The 14,066-nt window shown below is 65.5% G+C and carries 15 protein-coding genes and 1 pseudogene; 9 read left to right on the forward strand and 7 right to left on the reverse strand.

What is annotated here, in order from left to right; translation table 11 throughout:
- The 4 genes and pseudogenes from F622_RS0108165 to F622_RS14295 all read left to right on the forward strand — a co-directional run.
- Positions 1–282: transposase (locus tag F622_RS0108165; protein ID WP_018939182.1), on the forward strand; the 282-nt coding region annotated here is incomplete at its 5' end.
- 68 nt (positions 283–350) lie between these two features.
- A complete protein-coding gene (locus F622_RS0108170) occupies positions 351–1,130 on the forward strand; it encodes a nuclease-related domain-containing protein (RefSeq protein ID WP_018175688.1) in 780 nt (259 codons plus the stop codon).
- A 62-nt stretch (positions 1,131–1,192) separates the two neighbouring features.
- Positions 1,193–1,909, forward strand: coding sequence for a nuclease-related domain-containing protein (locus F622_RS0108175; RefSeq protein WP_018175689.1), 717 nt, complete (start codon positions 1,193–1,195; stop codon positions 1,907–1,909).
- A 146-nt stretch (positions 1,910–2,055) separates the two neighbouring features.
- Positions 2,056–2,280: pseudogene (locus tag F622_RS14295) on the forward strand (hypothetical protein); the annotation flags it as partial.
- A 151-nt stretch (positions 2,281–2,431) separates the two neighbouring features.
- Here the strand turns inward: F622_RS14295 and F622_RS0108185 are convergent.
- Positions 2,432–2,905 (reverse strand): SgcJ/EcaC family oxidoreductase, encoded by a 474-nt coding sequence (locus tag F622_RS0108185; protein WP_018170137.1) that lies wholly within the window; start codon positions 2,903–2,905, stop codon positions 2,432–2,434.
- A gap of 367 nt (positions 2,906–3,272) precedes the next feature.
- On the opposite strand from F622_RS0108185, the gene F622_RS0108190 reads away from it, so the two are divergent.
- The 3 genes from F622_RS0108190 to F622_RS0108200 all read left to right on the forward strand — a co-directional run bounded on the left by F622_RS0108190 (position 3,273) and on the right by F622_RS0108200 (position 6,464).
- A complete protein-coding gene (locus F622_RS0108190; protein ID WP_018170136.1) occupies positions 3,273–3,593 on the forward strand; it encodes a hypothetical protein in 321 nt (106 codons plus the stop codon).
- A 243-nt stretch (positions 3,594–3,836) separates the two neighbouring features.
- Positions 3,837–4,790, forward strand: coding sequence for a DMT family transporter (locus tag F622_RS0108195; protein WP_047251416.1), 954 nt, complete (start codon positions 3,837–3,839; stop codon positions 4,788–4,790).
- 204 nt (positions 4,791–4,994) lie between these two features.
- Positions 4,995–6,464 (forward strand): amidohydrolase family protein, encoded by a 1,470-nt coding sequence (locus F622_RS0108200; protein WP_019571674.1) that lies wholly within the window; start codon positions 4,995–4,997, stop codon positions 6,462–6,464.
- A 302-nt stretch (positions 6,465–6,766) separates the two neighbouring features.
- Here F622_RS0108200 and F622_RS13820 read toward each other — a convergent pair whose 3' ends face one another.
- The 5 genes from F622_RS13820 to F622_RS0108225 all read right to left on the reverse strand — a co-directional run bounded on the left by F622_RS13820 (position 6,767) and on the right by F622_RS0108225 (position 11,088).
- Positions 6,767–7,099 (reverse strand): cupin domain-containing protein, encoded by a 333-nt coding sequence (locus F622_RS13820; RefSeq protein ID WP_081620157.1) that lies wholly within the window; start codon positions 7,097–7,099, stop codon positions 6,767–6,769.
- A gap of 43 nt (positions 7,100–7,142) precedes the next feature.
- Positions 7,143–8,417, reverse strand: coding sequence for a hypothetical protein (locus F622_RS0108210; protein ID WP_018649886.1), 1,275 nt, complete (start codon positions 8,415–8,417; stop codon positions 7,143–7,145).
- A gap of 240 nt (positions 8,418–8,657) precedes the next feature.
- On the reverse strand, positions 8,658–9,326 hold the full coding sequence (locus tag F622_RS0108215; protein ID WP_018170131.1) for a cytochrome c: 669 nt from the start codon (positions 9,324–9,326) through the stop codon (positions 8,658–8,660).
- Between the two features lie 221 nt (positions 9,327–9,547).
- Positions 9,548–10,450: a complex I NDUFA9 subunit family protein gene (locus F622_RS0108220; RefSeq protein ID WP_018938154.1), complete on the reverse strand. Its 903-nt coding sequence runs from the start codon at positions 10,448–10,450 to the stop codon at positions 9,548–9,550.
- A 158-nt stretch (positions 10,451–10,608) separates the two neighbouring features.
- Complete coding sequence (locus F622_RS0108225) at positions 10,609–11,088, reverse strand: hypothetical protein (RefSeq protein ID WP_018144261.1); 480 nt, start codon at positions 11,086–11,088, stop codon at positions 10,609–10,611.
- Between the two features lie 222 nt (positions 11,089–11,310).
- Here F622_RS0108225 and F622_RS0108230 point away from each other — a divergent pair, with 222 nt between their 5' ends.
- Positions 11,311–11,877, forward strand: coding sequence for a DUF99 family protein (locus tag F622_RS0108230; RefSeq protein ID WP_019571675.1), 567 nt, complete (start codon positions 11,311–11,313; stop codon positions 11,875–11,877).
- Positions 11,878–12,034: 157 nt separating this feature from the next.
- Complete coding sequence (locus tag F622_RS0108235) at positions 12,035–12,769, forward strand: DUF72 domain-containing protein (protein ID WP_019571676.1); 735 nt, start codon at positions 12,035–12,037, stop codon at positions 12,767–12,769.
- A gap of 4 nt (positions 12,770–12,773) precedes the next feature.
- On the opposite strand, the gene F622_RS0108240 is transcribed toward F622_RS0108235, so the two are convergent.
- Positions 12,774–14,012: an MFS transporter gene (locus F622_RS0108240; protein ID WP_026287941.1), complete on the reverse strand. Its 1,239-nt coding sequence runs from the start codon at positions 14,010–14,012 to the stop codon at positions 12,774–12,776.
- Positions 14,013–14,066 lie beyond the last annotated feature (54 nt).

The raw sequence follows: 14,066 nt of genomic DNA on the forward strand, positions 1-14,066 counted from the left end.
AGACTGTGGTTCCAGCGCAGCCCCGAGCGGACGCACCAGGCGTGGCGGCAATGGGTGCAGCAAGCGCACGAGAGCGGAATCCAGGCCCTGCAGCGCTTCGCACGCCTGCTGGAGCCCTACCTGCCCGGCATCGTCTCGCGCTGCCGCCACCGGCTGAACACCAGCGTCGTCGAGGGCATTAACAACACGATCAAGGTCATCAAGCGTCGGGCCTATGGCTATCGCGACCAGGAATACTTCTTCCTCAAAATCCGCGCAGCCTTCCCCGGTAATGCTCGATGAACCTGACCTTTTTGGGTGCCGACGCTTGGTCCAGCTTTACTAGTCCGGAGAGCCAAGAAGGGGATGTGATGGAGAACAATCTGGGCGGGGCATTTCTGGAGGGGATGCTGCGATTCTGGTGGGCCTGGATCTTGGTCGTGCTGTTCGCCATCGGTCGGCTGCCGATGGTCAAGGGCTGGGTGGGTGAGCTTGTGGTTCGCCTGATTCTGTCGGTTGGGCTGGACGGCAAGGCGGGGCACGCGCTTCATGATGTCACGCTGGAGACGGGCGACGGCACGACGCAGGTGGACCATGTGCTGGTGTCCCGCTTCGGCATTTTCGTCATCGAGACGAAGAATATGCGCGGGTGGATCTTTGGCGATGCGCGGCAGGCTCAATGGACGCAACGTTTCTACCGCCGGTCGTTTCGCTTCCAGAATCCGCTGCGCCAGAACTACCGGCATGAACGGGCGATTTCCGATGCGCTGCAGGTCGAGCCCGAGACGATCCATTCGGTGGTGGTCTTTGTCGGCAGCAGTCGTTTCAAGACGCCGATGCCCGAGAACGTGGTCCGGGGCCTCGGGCTGCTGGGCTACATCCGTTCGTTCCGCACGAAGGTGTGGAGCGATGACGAGGTGCAGGCCCTGGTGGACCAGCTGAAGGGTCGCCGGCTGGAGCCTTCTCGGCATACGCACCGGGCCCACGTGCAGCAGCTACGCGAACGGCATGAGGCCCCGGCCGGGCCGGCCTGTCCGAAATGCGGCGAGGCGATGATGAAGCGGAAGGCACGTCGCGGCTCCAGGGTCGGCCAGGAGTTCTGGGGGTGTACGCAGTATCCCGGCTGCCGCGGAACGAAGCCGGTCCAGTAGTCGGGCTCAATCTGGCATCGTGGAGGCGTTCGATTCGTTCCGGAAATGAAAAGGAAGGGGCCATGGCGAATACTCGGTATGTGACCGCGAATCGATTGACTGAGGAGTCGAAGGCGATTCAGGCGAAGGGGCGGAATCTGGTCCTGATCCTGGGCCTTCCGGTCGCGGTTGCGGCCTTCTTCATTCATCCGCTCGTAGGGCTCGTAGCGCTTGCGGGCGTGGCGGCCCTGTATGGAAGCATCGGTGGCAGCGCGGTGATCGAGGCGGGGGCGCGCGGCGAGGATGCGGCCCTGGACTGGCTTTCGAAGCTCCCGGATTCATTCGCGATCTTCAATCAGGTGGATCTGCCCAGCGAACAGTCCCGCACCGGGATGGTGGAGACCGACTTGGTGGTGACCGGACCGGAGGCGGTGTTCGTGATCGAGGTGAAGCACAACAACGGGGCGATCGACTGTGACGAGAGCCGGCCGCAATGGACCGTGAGCAAGACGGGGCGTCGCGGAAACCGCTATGGCAAGGAGATGCGCAATCCCATCAGGCAGGTGAAGAAGCAGGTGTGGTTGCTGAGTGAATACCTGAAGAGCCGCAAGGCGAAGCGCTGGATCCAGCCGATCGTGCTGTTCACCCACCCGGATGTCTCGCTGGGGCGTTCGTCCGACCTGTCGGTACCCGTGCTCACCGGCCCCGAGGCGGTCGAGTACATCCGGAACTTCAAGCCGGAGCGGCCGCGCCCGGTGAAGGAGAACACGGTGCAGGCCATCGCGACCCTGAAGGGCTGAATCGTCGAGAGTGGCTGCGCATCGGGGGGGCGGACCAGGGTAAGGGTTGGAAAAGGCGGTGAACATATCTGGCCTAGGGCACGAATTCGGGCTTGAAGCCGCCATTTCGACCGTCAAATGGCTATTTCAGGGAGGGAAGCCCATCACTGGCTGGGCCAATCTGGCATGTGGTCCATCGCTGTCTCAAGCAGGAGTTCCTGCTGAAGTTTGCCCGTGACCGCAGGCTCGGGCGGTACTGGCTGTATGACGCGCGGCAGCACTACGGTTTGTGTGTGCTGAACGCCATGGTCACCTCGCTGCGCGTGCACCTGCTGGTACGCCATGTGGGGAGGGCGAGATGGCGGGTGACGTCGTGGATCGCGGGATGGGTGGCCAGTCCTAAACCGGCGCAGGTTATCGGGTGGATACACGGTCTTGACCACCAAACAGGGCGGATAAGCGTCTAGAAAGGGGGTTTGGCGCGATATAACTACATTAAGTCAGTAGGTTATCGTGGTCCGACCCCGTCGCCGCCGCCGTCTGTTATGGGTGCACGGCGGTGTTCTGTCCGAACTGGATCTGCCAGCCGTGGTGATCGTGGCGTTCGAACAGGAAGCTCATACGCGTGTGCAGCTCGCCGTCGCCGCGGTCCGGCAGGCCGTCCGGCATGGATTCAATGCCCGAAACCCGAAACATGACCTCCGCGAAGGCGGTGTCGTCGCCGAGCAGGATGATGTCCTGTACGTCGACGCTTAGCGAGGTTCCGGCAAAGGGGCCCTGCAGCAAGTCCGTATGCCGTTGTGCATTGCTCGAACGGTCCTCGAGGCGCGTGCCGACGAGATTGATCACCCCGGCGTTCTCCGCATAGTCGCGTGCCCAGGCCTCGCCATCGCCGGCTTCCCATGCGGCCCCCTTGGCCTCCAGGATGCGCTGGATCTCGCCGTCGTCGGCCCAAGCAGGGGCCGCCATGAGTGCGGCCAGGGGCAAGGCGATCAGTAGGAACGGTTTCCTGGACATGCAAGCTCCGGATGGTGTTTGTGACAGGCGCCCCCTGTGTACAGGAGTGTCGGCCTGAGTGCCAGCGAGCCCGCGCTATGGGGTCTACCTTCGGATGTAGCAGGCCGGCATCGCCAAGGGAGCAGCTGCGGCGATTTCCCGCACAAATGGGCCCCCCGTCGGCTTGAGTGGCGCAATGGATGTGCGAGCAACAAAGGACACCAACGATCTTCGTTATGTTTGACACCGTACGGACTGCATCCTGACATCAGCCCATTTTGGCGGAAAGTGGAAGGGGCCTGGCATCAAAGCAAGGGCCGGAAGGCGCCTCGTACGCTGGGCATGGATCGCGTGACACTACGCGGGATATTCGGATGGAAGGAGTGACATGATGGCCAGAGACAATTTGCCGACCGTGGATTGGGAGCGTGGCGAGAACACGGATCGGGTGAAGGTGCAGGTAATGCGCGAGGAGCCCGTCATCCTGCAGATGCCATCGGGCATGGACTGGTCGGTGGATGGGGGTGAGTTCAAGTGCACAGCCGATCCCGACAGAGGGATGCAATGCGACTGCGAAGGCGGCCTGTTGCGGAAACTGGCGGAGCTCAACAATATGCCAGAGCTGAAGGAAATCGCGGACGCCTGCGAGTATTCGAGTTCCCGCGTCGATATCGACCCCGCCGGCGCGCGCATCATCGTCCACGACTGATTTGCCCGGGAGCCGCGAGGGCGGCAAGGGCTCAGGCCGTCCTTTCGCGCCGCGCCTCCACCCAAGCGGCAAGGGCTTCTCTAATGTCCCGGGCTCGTTGATGTCTCACAACATCACGACGTGTGGCGCTGTTATATTGTGCGGCGTTTCGCTGACCCATCGCGGGGTCAACGCGAAACATGTCGCCGACCAGCAGATCGACGGGTCGGGACTCACTCACGACCCACGATAGGGACTGGCTGAATGGCACAGGGCGCACCGACCCCGCTGAGGTCGCTTTCATCCGAAAAAGTGGTGGGTCTGAGCACGCTGTTCGTCGCCCTGGCGGCGTTTTCCTGGGGGCTGTCCGGCGGGATTGGGGGCATTCTCACGGGCCAGGGTTGGGATCCGGTGGTGGTGTCGTTCTACCGGGGTGCGATCGGGCTGCTGTTCGTGCTCGCCTGGCTTGCGATTCGTCCGCATGGCAGCGGATTGGCCAGTGGCCGCATGTGGTTCTGGTCGGCGATCGCCGGCCTGGGGGTCGCGGGCAACTTCACCTTCTACTTCCTGAGCATCGCCGAGGGCAGTGTCGCGGTGGCTGCGACACTGATGTACTGCGCGCCGGTATTCGTTTATCTCGTCTCTTTTGCACTCGGGCTCGAAAAACCCACCCTGTTCAAGTGGGTCGCGATCGCGATGGTCATGCTGGGTGTGGTGCTGCTGACGGGTATTTACGATATCGGTGCCGGTGACGTGACGCCGATCGCCGCCGGGGCCGGTCTGGCTTCCGGGCTGTCCTACGCGGTCTTTATCTTCGGCTTCAAGTTCGCGGCACCCCACGGCAGCCCGCAGGCGATTCTGGTGATTGCGTTCGCGGTCCTGGTCGTCATCCTGTTCGGGCTGGGCGATCCCGACCAGACCGTGGCTGTGCTGAGCACGCCGAGCTGGCCGTTGTTCGTGATACTGGGCGTGCTGGGCGCCGGATTGTCGTTCATTTTCTACATCATCGGCCTGAACCACACGGCACCCGCCGTCGCGTCCATCGTGGCGATGGTCGAGCCGGTGACTGCGTCGCTGTTCGGCGTGGTGTTCCTGAGCGAGACCCTGGGCGCACTCCAGGTCTTTGGCATGGGATTGATCCTGCTGACCGTGACCGCCCTGAGCGTCTATTCCAGCTCGCAGAAGCAATCGGTTCCGCCCCAGCCACGCGCTGACTAGCGCTTGAACCTGCTCCGGGGAGCTGGATTCGTGGGGTCCGATATCGCCTTCACGGCTCATCTTCCGACAATGTTTCGAAAGAGACAAAGGGATGAGAATGAGGGTCAAGGATGCACTCATCCCTGCTAATCTGAACTAGGGATCGGGCGGCGCGGACGTCTCCCGGTGTTTACTGGTCAGCGGCCTTGCCCAAGGAGCCCAGTGATGCACGAGCCTGTCCACTCCCACCCCTGCTGCGGCACCGAACACCCCGGGGGCATGTCGTGCCTGTGCGGCCGGCCGGAGACCATGCGCGCCATGCAGCGTATCGAGGCGGACATCAGCCGCCGGCGTATGCTGGGAGGCATGGCGGCGCTGGTGGGCATGTTCGCCGGGTTCCGAGTAGAGGCCGGGCCGGATGAGCGGCCGGGCCTGCCGGATCGCCCCCTGCTACTGGTGAATCTGCGGCTGTTCGATGGCCAGTCCCTCCATTTGAGGGAAGGCGTGGCGGTTTTGATCCAGGGTGAGCGGATCGTTGATCTGATCATGCCGGACGCAGCGCCCGAGGGTGTGCTGCGTGTGGATTGCGGAGGACGAGTGGTGATGCCCGGACTCATCGATGCCCACTGGCATACCACCCTGGCGGGGGTGGACATGCGCACCGCCCTGACGGCGGATCCGGCCTACATTCACCTGCAGGCGGCGCGCGAGGCGCGGGCGACGCTGATGCGTGGTTTCACCACGGTGCGCGACGTGGGCGGCCCCGCCTTCGCTCTCAAGCGCGCCATTGACGAAGGCGTTACCCCGGGGCCGCGCATCTTCCCCTCCGGCGCGATGATCAGCCAGACCTCGGGGCACGGTGATTTCCGCATGCGCCATGAAGTACCGCGCACGGCCCTGTCTGGCCCCACCCAGACGGAGCTTTCCGGGGTGTCGGTGATCGCCGATGGCGCCGACGAGGTGCTCCGTCGCGCGCGGGAACAGCTCATGCTGGGCGCAAGCCAGATCAAGCTAATAGCTGGTGGCGGTGTGGCCTCCCTCTACGATCCCCTGGATAGCGTGCAGTACACCGAGCGGGAGTTGCGCGCGGGTGTCGAGGCCGCCAGGGACTGGGGCACCTACGCCACGGTGCACGTTTACGTGCCCGAAGGGATCAAGCGCGCCATCCGCGCGGGTGTCGGCTGCATCGAACACGGCCAGCTGGCAGACGAGGAGGCGGTCCGCATGATGGCGGGCGAGGGCGTCTGGTGGAGCCTGCAGCCATTTCTCCAGGACGAGGACTCCAACGTTTACCGGGATCCGGAACAGGTGGCGAAGCAGACGCGGGTGGCCAGGGGTACGGAACAGGCCTACGCGTGGGCACGCGAGCATGAGGTACAGACCGCCTGGGGCACGGACATCCTGTTTGCCCCCGACAAGACCCATACCCAGGGGCGTCAGCTGGCCAAGATGACCCGCTTCTACGAACCCCTCGAGGTACTGCGCATGGCTACTGGGGACAACGGCCGCTGCCTGGCGTTATCCGGGCCGCGCGCGCCCTACGGCAGCGGTCTGGGGGTTATTCAGCCCGGCGGCCTGGCAGACCTGCTGGTGGTCGACGGGGAGCCGGAGCGGGATCTGTCCTTCCTGGCGGAGCCGGAGAACTCGTTGTGGTTGATCATGAAGGGCGGGCGGATGTACCGGAACACCCTGTGAAGTCGCTGCCGGCAGGGCTAAGAATTCTACCTGCGGATTTAGCAGGTCGGCGGGTTGGCGGCGGATGGGCAAAGGGCAAGGTTCGACCCCGAGCATTTCGGCTGGCAGTGGATGGGTAAAGGGCAAGGTCAGCCCCGGTCATCTCGCCTGCGCGAGGATGGGACTCGGGGGGCGGCCTACTCGAGCGCGCAGAGGCAGTCGGCTCCGTCTCAAGCAGGCGCTGAGTGGCGCCTGGGCCTGGAACCGGCCCGGTGCAGTACGGGATGGTGGCGTGGAATCACGCCAAATATCGGTTGATCAGGCTATCGTGGGTGGTAGATGGTCACCAGGACTGACGCGTCTTCCAGCGCCTTGAGGGCATGGGGCTGACCCCCATTCAGATAGATCAGGGCGCCGGCGGTGAGTCGCTGGACCTTGTCTTCCCCGATACGGAAATCGACCGAGCCTTCCAGGCATTGGACCGTGATCTCTCCGGGTACGGCGTGATCACTGAACTCTTCGCCTTTGGGGAGCACGACGCGGAAGACTTGCAAATGTTCCGAACGCAGCAGCGTTGCACTTTTTGATTCGCGCAGTTCTTTCCCCAGGGGGCGAACGTCCACGATTTCTCCGGGTGTGGCGTGGTGCAATGCCATGTTGTGCTCCAGCAGTTTTCTGCAATGGCGGGGCGCGCTGGCCTCAGCGGAGTGGGCGCACCTCGGCGATGTCGGACAGCGCGAGTGGCACGACCATGTAGCCGCTGCCGAAGCGTCGGCGCACACGGATGTGCTCCTCCTCGATTCCGAGCAGTTCGCCATCGCGGGTGCGCCCGTCGGCGAGCTGGATGCGGATATTGCGGCCGATGTGGTCGCCCAGGGCATTCAGTGCGATGTTCGGGACAGGCGATAAATCGGGTGCCGTGGTCGAGGCGGCCGGGCCCGTGTTCAAGTTCGTATTCTCGGTCGTCGTCGGTCTGGCGGGGCCCGGGGTGACGGGGCGCAGATCGACGCGACCGTAGTGTTTTTCGGCCACGGTCAGGCTGGACTCGACCCGACGTAGCAGGTGGGTCGGGGTGTCGACGTTGGCCCAGAGCAGCGCCGGGTTGTCGATCGGGCCAATGCGCAGCGAAACGTCCTTGGGATCCTCGATGAAGCGTCCGTAGGCATCGACCATCGTGGGCCCGGGCTGCACGCCGAAGGGGCGCCAGGCCTCGACCCAGGCGCCTTTGTGGTGCTCGGTATAGTCCTCGAGAGCCATCTCCATCTCGTTCGCGCAGAATTCCATCAGTGCAGGGTAGTACCCCCGGTCCGCGTACCCCACGGTCAAGGATTGTAGCGAGGCGGTCATTAGCGCCGGAGCGAGATCGCGGGCCCGGTTCGAGGCGGCCTGGATGTCGAAGCGTCCGGTGGAGGTGCCCTGGCCCAGTGGGCCCATGCCGAACGTGCTGTGCACGGTCAGACTGTTGCGGTCCTCTTCGAGGTGGTAGTGGGCGCCGAAGTCCAGCGGGATGTCGCGATAGCCGAGTGCGGCCATCAGGGCGTCCGGCGGGGCGGCTTGATAGGCCCCGCAGCCGGCGGTGTCGAGCCACAGCGCAGGCGTGTCGCCCTGCGCGCCTGTGGCGATGCCGGCCGGCAGGGTCAGCCCGTGCACGGAAAACCCGAGCTGCCGCGGCAGGCGTCGGGCATCCAGCGTGTGCCGAAGCCGGGCGAGCCGCCACAGGTTTCCGGCTTCCAGGGTGATGCGGTCAGCGCGCATGCGGCCGATGGCCGTGTTGTTGGGTTCAAACAGCAGCCCGTTGACGTGCAGTTCGCCCCCGAGGCCGATACCGACGTCGGAGTAGTGCAGCGTGCCGAGCGGCTGGAGCATCTCCACCATGTCGTCGAGCTTCTGCTCGACCTGCCGGACCTCGTAGTGGTAATACCCGACACCGGCGGCGGCGACCACGAGGCCGCCCACGATCAGTTTCCCTGGCATGTTTCTCTCCCTTTTTTGACTCATCCGGGCCGCGCGATACCGGACCCGACAGCGGGATTGCCTTGTCCCGCGCCAACAAGATACCCACTCCGGGACATTTCCGCACTGCGGTCGAGGCTCGCTACGCGTCGGGGGGCTATCTAGGGATTGAGCCCGCCGGCGGGATGGACGGAAGCCGGGCGCCCACGGCCCTGCGCCCCCGGGGCTCGTTGATGTCCGGTCCGGGCGGCAGCAAAGGGGTCATTCCTCGCGGGCGGGAATCGAGGCGAAGTAGGCCGACACGGCGGCCATCTCTTCTTCCTCCAGCTCCTGGGCGATGCCTTGCATCAAACCGGCCAGGGCGGTCTTGCGGGCCCCCTGGGCATAGGCCTGGAGCTGTGCCATGAGATAACGCGGGGGATGGCCGGCGAGCGGTGGCAGGCTGGGGTTGCGCTCGCGCCCCTGTTCGCCATGGCAGGAGGCGCAGGACTGGATGTTTCGCTCCGGCAGCCCTTCGAGCGCAATCTCGCGCCCTTTTTCTACCAGGTCTTCGGGCACCCGGTGCGGCCCGCCCGCGGGTTTCATCTCGGCGTAGTGGCGGCTGACCGCCTCGATCTCGTCATCGTCCAGATGCTGGGCGATCTGGCCCATGGTGGCATTCGGGCGCTGGCCTTCCCGGTAGGCCGTCATTTGCTCGACCAAGTAGGCCTTCGGGAGCCCCGCCAGGCGTGGGAATGGGGGCTGTGCCTGGCCCTGTCCCTGTTCGCCGTGGCACTGGATGCAGGCGGTCGCGCCGCGATCATTGCCTCCCTGCGCAATTTGGGCGCCGGGGGCGTCCTCGGCGACGGCGGCGCCGCCCAGCAGCCACAGGGCGGTTAACAGCGCGAGTGGCCGGACAGTGATTCGGTTGAAGGTGTGCGCTCGTGCCATTGGGTCACCACGATTGCAGGACGTTATCTTCAGGAACATAGGGCGGTTTCAACGATGGTGCAATTGCGGTGCACATTTGGCGGGCTTGTGAGGTGTGCGCCGCCGGATATAGCCGCGGTCCGGCGTGCCGCATCCGGGGCGACCAGGAAAGGACGGGAAGAGAGCAGGAAGAGGACACCCTGCTTCCTGGGTTTCGCACGGCGCGGCGGCGCATCCGGGAATCATTCCGCCGGGAGGCAGTCCGGAAGGGAATCCTCCAGCCTGCGGGGCGTGATGCCGAGGTCGGCGAAGCTTCCCGCCGTTTCGTCGGCGACATTGTCCTGCTGCATCAGGAAGATCTGGTCCCGGGTCAGGGGTGCGTTCGGTAGCAGCGAGCCGAGCCGGGCCAGTGCGTGCCAGAGCGCGAAGGGCACAGGCACCATCGGGCGCTGGCGTTCCAGGTGAACCAGTACCCGAGTCAGGATCTGGCGGTACGTCATGATGTCGGGGCCAGCGAGTTCGAAGACCGGGTGTGCGGGCGGGGTGGCGGCGAACAGCCTGGCCACGGCGCGGGCGACATCGGCCACGTGCACCGGCTGCAGGCGGGTCTCTCCGCGGCCGAACAGGGGGATCACCGGCAGGCGCGCAAGGCCGGCCAGGTTGCGCAGGAAGGCATCATGCGGGCCGAAGAGCACGCTGGGACGCACGATCAAGGCGTCGGGGAACGCGCGGATCACGGCCGACTCGCCTTCGGCCCTGGCGCGTATGTAGGCGGAGCGCGACTGGCTGTCGGCCCCGATCCCGGAGATCTGCACGACTCTCGCCAGGCCCGCGGCGCGCGCCGATCGGGCGAGACGCGCAGCGCCTTCCACGTGGATGGTGGTGAAGCGGAGGTCGCGGTGTTCCACATACAGGCTGACCGCGTTCACCACGCCGCTGGCCCCCTCCAGGGCCCGGGTGACGGCGGCATCGTCACGGATATCGGCGCTGCAGTGCTCCACCTGGGCATGTTGTTCCAGCGCGGCGGGTAACGCCGCCCGGCGCGAAGCAATCCGCACGGGGTGTCCGGCGTCGATCAGCTCGTGCACGATCGCGCTGCCGAGAAAGCCGGTGCCACCAAATACCGTGATCAGGTCCGGGCGCATGGCGAGCCCCCTTTGTGCGCTCTAGGTTGGCGCCAGATGTGGGGTGTCAATGATCAGTCGTCCAGGTACTGGGTGAGACCGGGCAGAAGTACGAAATGTCCCGGGCCGGCGTGGATTCAAGGGCTGTCTGTGCCTTTTGGGAACGGTCAGGCGTCCAGTCAGCGCGTGCGTCGACATCCGGCCAGCTGCCCGGCCCAGGCATCAAGCAGCCGCTGACGCACACCGGCGTCGTCGCCGCGCCGCAGCTCCTCGCGGCTAGCGGCGAAGGTTTGGGTCATCCAGCCGTCCTCGGCGGCGCATTCGACCCGAATCTCCCAGCCATCGTCGTGCGGCTCGACATCGAACGTGTAGGTCGCCAAATGCAGTTCCTCCAGCAGGCCGCTGACCATCTCCCGCGCCCGGGAGAACTCCTCGACGGATAACGTCATCGTGTCGTCCCTCATGTTGCCGTGCAGCCACTGTTCGAAGCGGCGGATGGAGTGCTCGAACTCCGAGCGGTAGTGCGCTGCCGGGGGGTGATTGCCCGCACCGGCCAGCGCTTCGCGGTAGATGTTCAATGTGCGCTCGACCCATTCCCGCGTGGCGGCCTCGCCGTCACGCTTGATCAGGAAGCGGATGCGTTGCAGTTCGTCGGTCACGGTCTGCTCTGGAACGGGGCTTGTATCTGCCATGATGTAGGGTATTGCGGGCGCCTCTGCAACCGGTGGCCCTTCGAGGCGAGTCCGTTATGGGCCGCCGGAGCGGGCGGGGCCGCTGCGGGTGGGGCCCGCCCCGAGTGCGCTCCGGGTTGGCGAGGCCTGGGCGGACACCAGTGGAACTGTGAAACGCCGCGGCGCGAGAGGCGGCAGACCGGGAAGCGGATGCAGGAGCGTCTTTCACACGTGGTGGGTTTCGATGATGCGCCGTTCGCGCGGCCACATCGGGGTGATGTGCTGGTGGTCGGTGCGGTATTCGCCGGCATGCGGCTGGACGGTGTGCTCTCGACGCGGGTGCGCCGTGACGGAGCCAACGCCACCGCGCGTCTGGCCGAATGCGTGCTGGACAGTCCGTTTGCACCGCAACTGCACGCGATCCTGTTGCAGGGGATCACCCTGGCCGGATTCAACGTGGTGGACCTGCCGGCGCTGCACGCGCGCACCGGGTTACCGATCCTCGCGGTGGCGCGCCACGCACCGGATCTGCCCGCGATTCGTCGCGCGCTGCTCGGGCCTGTTCCAGGGGGCGTGCGCAAGTGGCGACTGATCGAGGCCGCCGGCGTCATGGAACCGCTGGCGGGGTTGTACGTGCAGCGCTGCGGGCTGAGTCCCGAGGCGGCGCAGAGGCTCCTGGAAGACCAGCGCGTCCATAGCCGGTTGCCGGAACCACTGCGGGTGGCGCACATGATCGCAGGCGGTGTGACGACCGGGGCGAGTCGTCACCGTCCCTGACCGGGGGCGCGAGCCGTCCGGGAACGGGCGGACATTGGGCCGCCCGCTTTCCGCACGCGACTCCACTGCATGAGTGCAGGCGAGATTGGGGCACCCTCCGGATAGGGCGTCAGGCCTGTGGCTACACTCGTTGCAGGCAAGCCTGAAGGAGGTCTCGATGGCCTGTGCGTATGTCGGGACGTCTGGCTGGAACTACCGGGCGTGGAAGGACGACTTCTACCGCGGGGTTCCACAGCGCGAGTGGCTCGCCCACTGTGCGCGGCATTTCAGCGGGCTGGAGATCAATGCCACCTTTTACCGCCTGCCCGCGAGTACGACTGTGCAGCGATGGGCGGGGCAGACGCCGCCGGATTTCGGCTTCGCGATCAAGGGCAGCCGGTTCGTCACGCATATCCACCGACTGAAGGACGCTGGGGACTCGGTTCGGCTGCTGCGCGACCGCATGCAACCGATGGGGAGCCGGCTGCGGGCGGTCGTGTGGCAATTGCCGCCGAACTTCGCGGTGAACCAGGAGCGTCTGGAGGCGTTCACCAACGCGCTGGGCTTCTGGCCGGAGGTGCGGCATGCGATCGAGTTTCGCCATCCCAGCTGGTTTACCGTGGCGGTGGCGGGGCAGCTGGACGCGGCCGGAGTGGGGATCTGCCATTCCGATGCCCCGGACTGGCCGTGCTGGGAGGCCATAGCGGGCCCGCTGGTCTACTGCCGTCTGCACGGGCATACCCGCACCTATGCCTCGGCCTACAGCGACCGCCTGCTGGACCAGTGGGCCGCCCGCGTCCGGCAGTGGCTGGCGCAGGGGCGCGAGGTGCATGTCTACTTCGACAACGATGCCGAGGGCGCCGCGCCCCGGGACGCCCAGCGCCTGATCGAACGGCTGCGGGATGCAGGCTGATGGCTCAGGCATCCGCCTCCGCGCGATGGCGGCGGTACAGCCGCAGGGCCGTTAGCCCGACCAGCAGCGAGGCCAGTCCACCGATCATGAACACATGTGCGGGCGTGGCACCGGCGGGCCCGGTAAGCAGCCAGAACAGGACCGGTGCCACCAGCATGGCGGAGAAAGCCAGGAAGTTGCTGGCGGCGATGAAGCGGCCGCGCCGGTCAGCGGGGCTGTGGCCCTGCAGGTAGGCGGTGATCGGCACGATGAAAAATCCAGAGGCAATGCCCAGCAGGGCCATCAGCACCAGCGTTGCGGGGTAACTGTCGGTGGCGAAGTACAGCAATGCGCTGATCAGGGCCGCCGCGATCATGCCGGCCGGGGCATGGTGCATGGCGATGCCGCCACGTGACAGGTAGCCGGCAAGGATGCTGCCGGTTCCGATGCCGAGCGCCAGCGTGGTCAGGATGATGCCGGTCGCGAGCTCGCCCAGCTCCAGATGGACCTCGGCGAACAGTGGGACGTTGAGTTGGTACAGCGTGCCCAGAGCCCAGAACCATGCGATGCCGAGGATCACCATGAACAGGACGCGGTGTGGCCGGATCTCGGTGACCGACTGCATGACGGTCGCGAACGGGTTCAGGCGGAACGGCGCGGGGTTGTCGGTGGCCAGGGTCGGGGCGATGAACAAGCTGGTCACCAGACCGGTGACGGACAGCGCCACGATCAGGGCCGCCGGGACCCACAGCGCCTCGCCGGCGAACTCCATCACGAAGCCGGCCAGCGCGGTGCCGAGGATGATCGCCAGGAACGTCCATAGCTGGATGTGTCCGTTGGCGCGCGAAAGCTGCGGGTAGCGCACCAGCTCCGGCAGGATGCCGAACTTCGCCGGGCTGAAGAACGTGCTCTGCAGGCCCATCAGGAAGGTGGTCACCAGCAGGCCGGGGAAGTTGTCGGTGATCAGCATCAGCGCGGCGGTCAGCAGCACCGCGGCCTCGGCCATGCGGGTGCAGACGATCACGATCTTCTTGCTGTAGCGGTCGGCGATGTAGCCCGCCCATGGCGAGAACAGCACGAACGGAAGCAGGAACACGAAACCGACCAGGCTGTAGTAGAAGGTGCCTTCGCCCTCGGCGACGAACTCGCGGATGGCGATGAAGATGACCACCAGCCGGAAGAAGTTGTCGTTGAGGGCGTTGATGAAGACCGTCGACATGTGGGCGACGAAGCTCTTCCTGCGGATGTCCGAGGTCTCGGTCATGGGATCTGCGGCCCGGCGGGGTTTTTGAAAGAACTATAGGTCAGGTTTGACCGC

The sequence above is a fragment of the Thioalkalivibrio sp. ALMg3 genome (assembly GCF_000381225.1).
GTDB lineage: Bacteria > Pseudomonadota > Gammaproteobacteria > Ectothiorhodospirales > Ectothiorhodospiraceae > Thioalkalivibrio > Thioalkalivibrio versutus.

Bases quoted from the DNA above. Each gene is read 5' to 3' on its own strand.
- F622_RS0108210 (WP_018649886.1), bottom strand. From the start codon at position 8,417: ATGCCAGGGAAACTGATCGTGGGCGGCCTCGTGGTCGCCGCCGCCGGT.
- F622_RS0108185 (WP_018170137.1), bottom strand. From the start codon at position 2,905: ATGTCCAGGAAACCGTTCCTACTGATCGCCTTGCCCCTGGCCGCACTC.
- F622_RS0108195 (WP_047251416.1), top strand. From the start codon at position 3,837: ATGGCACAGGGCGCACCGACCCCGCTGAGGTCGCTTTCATCCGAAAAA.
- F622_RS0108190 (WP_018170136.1), top strand. From the start codon at position 3,273: ATGATGGCCAGAGACAATTTGCCGACCGTGGATTGGGAGCGTGGCGAG.
- F622_RS0108220 (WP_018938154.1), bottom strand. From the start codon at position 10,450: ATGCGCCCGGACCTGATCACGGTATTTGGTGGCACCGGCTTTCTCGGC.
- F622_RS0108235 (WP_019571676.1), top strand. From the start codon at position 12,035: ATGGCCTGTGCGTATGTCGGGACGTCTGGCTGGAACTACCGGGCGTGG.
- F622_RS13820 (WP_081620157.1), bottom strand. From the start codon at position 7,099: ATGGCATTGCACCACGCCACACCCGGAGAAATCGTGGACGTTCGCCCC.
- F622_RS0108230 (WP_019571675.1), top strand. From the start codon at position 11,311: ATGCAGGAGCGTCTTTCACACGTGGTGGGTTTCGATGATGCGCCGTTC.
- F622_RS0108175 (WP_018175689.1), top strand. From the start codon at position 1,193: ATGGCGAATACTCGGTATGTGACCGCGAATCGATTGACTGAGGAGTCG.
- F622_RS0108215 (WP_018170131.1), bottom strand. From the start codon at position 9,326: ATGGCACGAGCGCACACCTTCAACCGAATCACTGTCCGGCCACTCGCG.
- F622_RS0108240 (WP_026287941.1), bottom strand. From the start codon at position 14,012: ATGACCGAGACCTCGGACATCCGCAGGAAGAGCTTCGTCGCCCACATG.
- F622_RS0108200 (WP_019571674.1), top strand. From the start codon at position 4,995: ATGCACGAGCCTGTCCACTCCCACCCCTGCTGCGGCACCGAACACCCC.
- F622_RS0108170 (WP_018175688.1), top strand. From the start codon at position 351: ATGGAGAACAATCTGGGCGGGGCATTTCTGGAGGGGATGCTGCGATTC.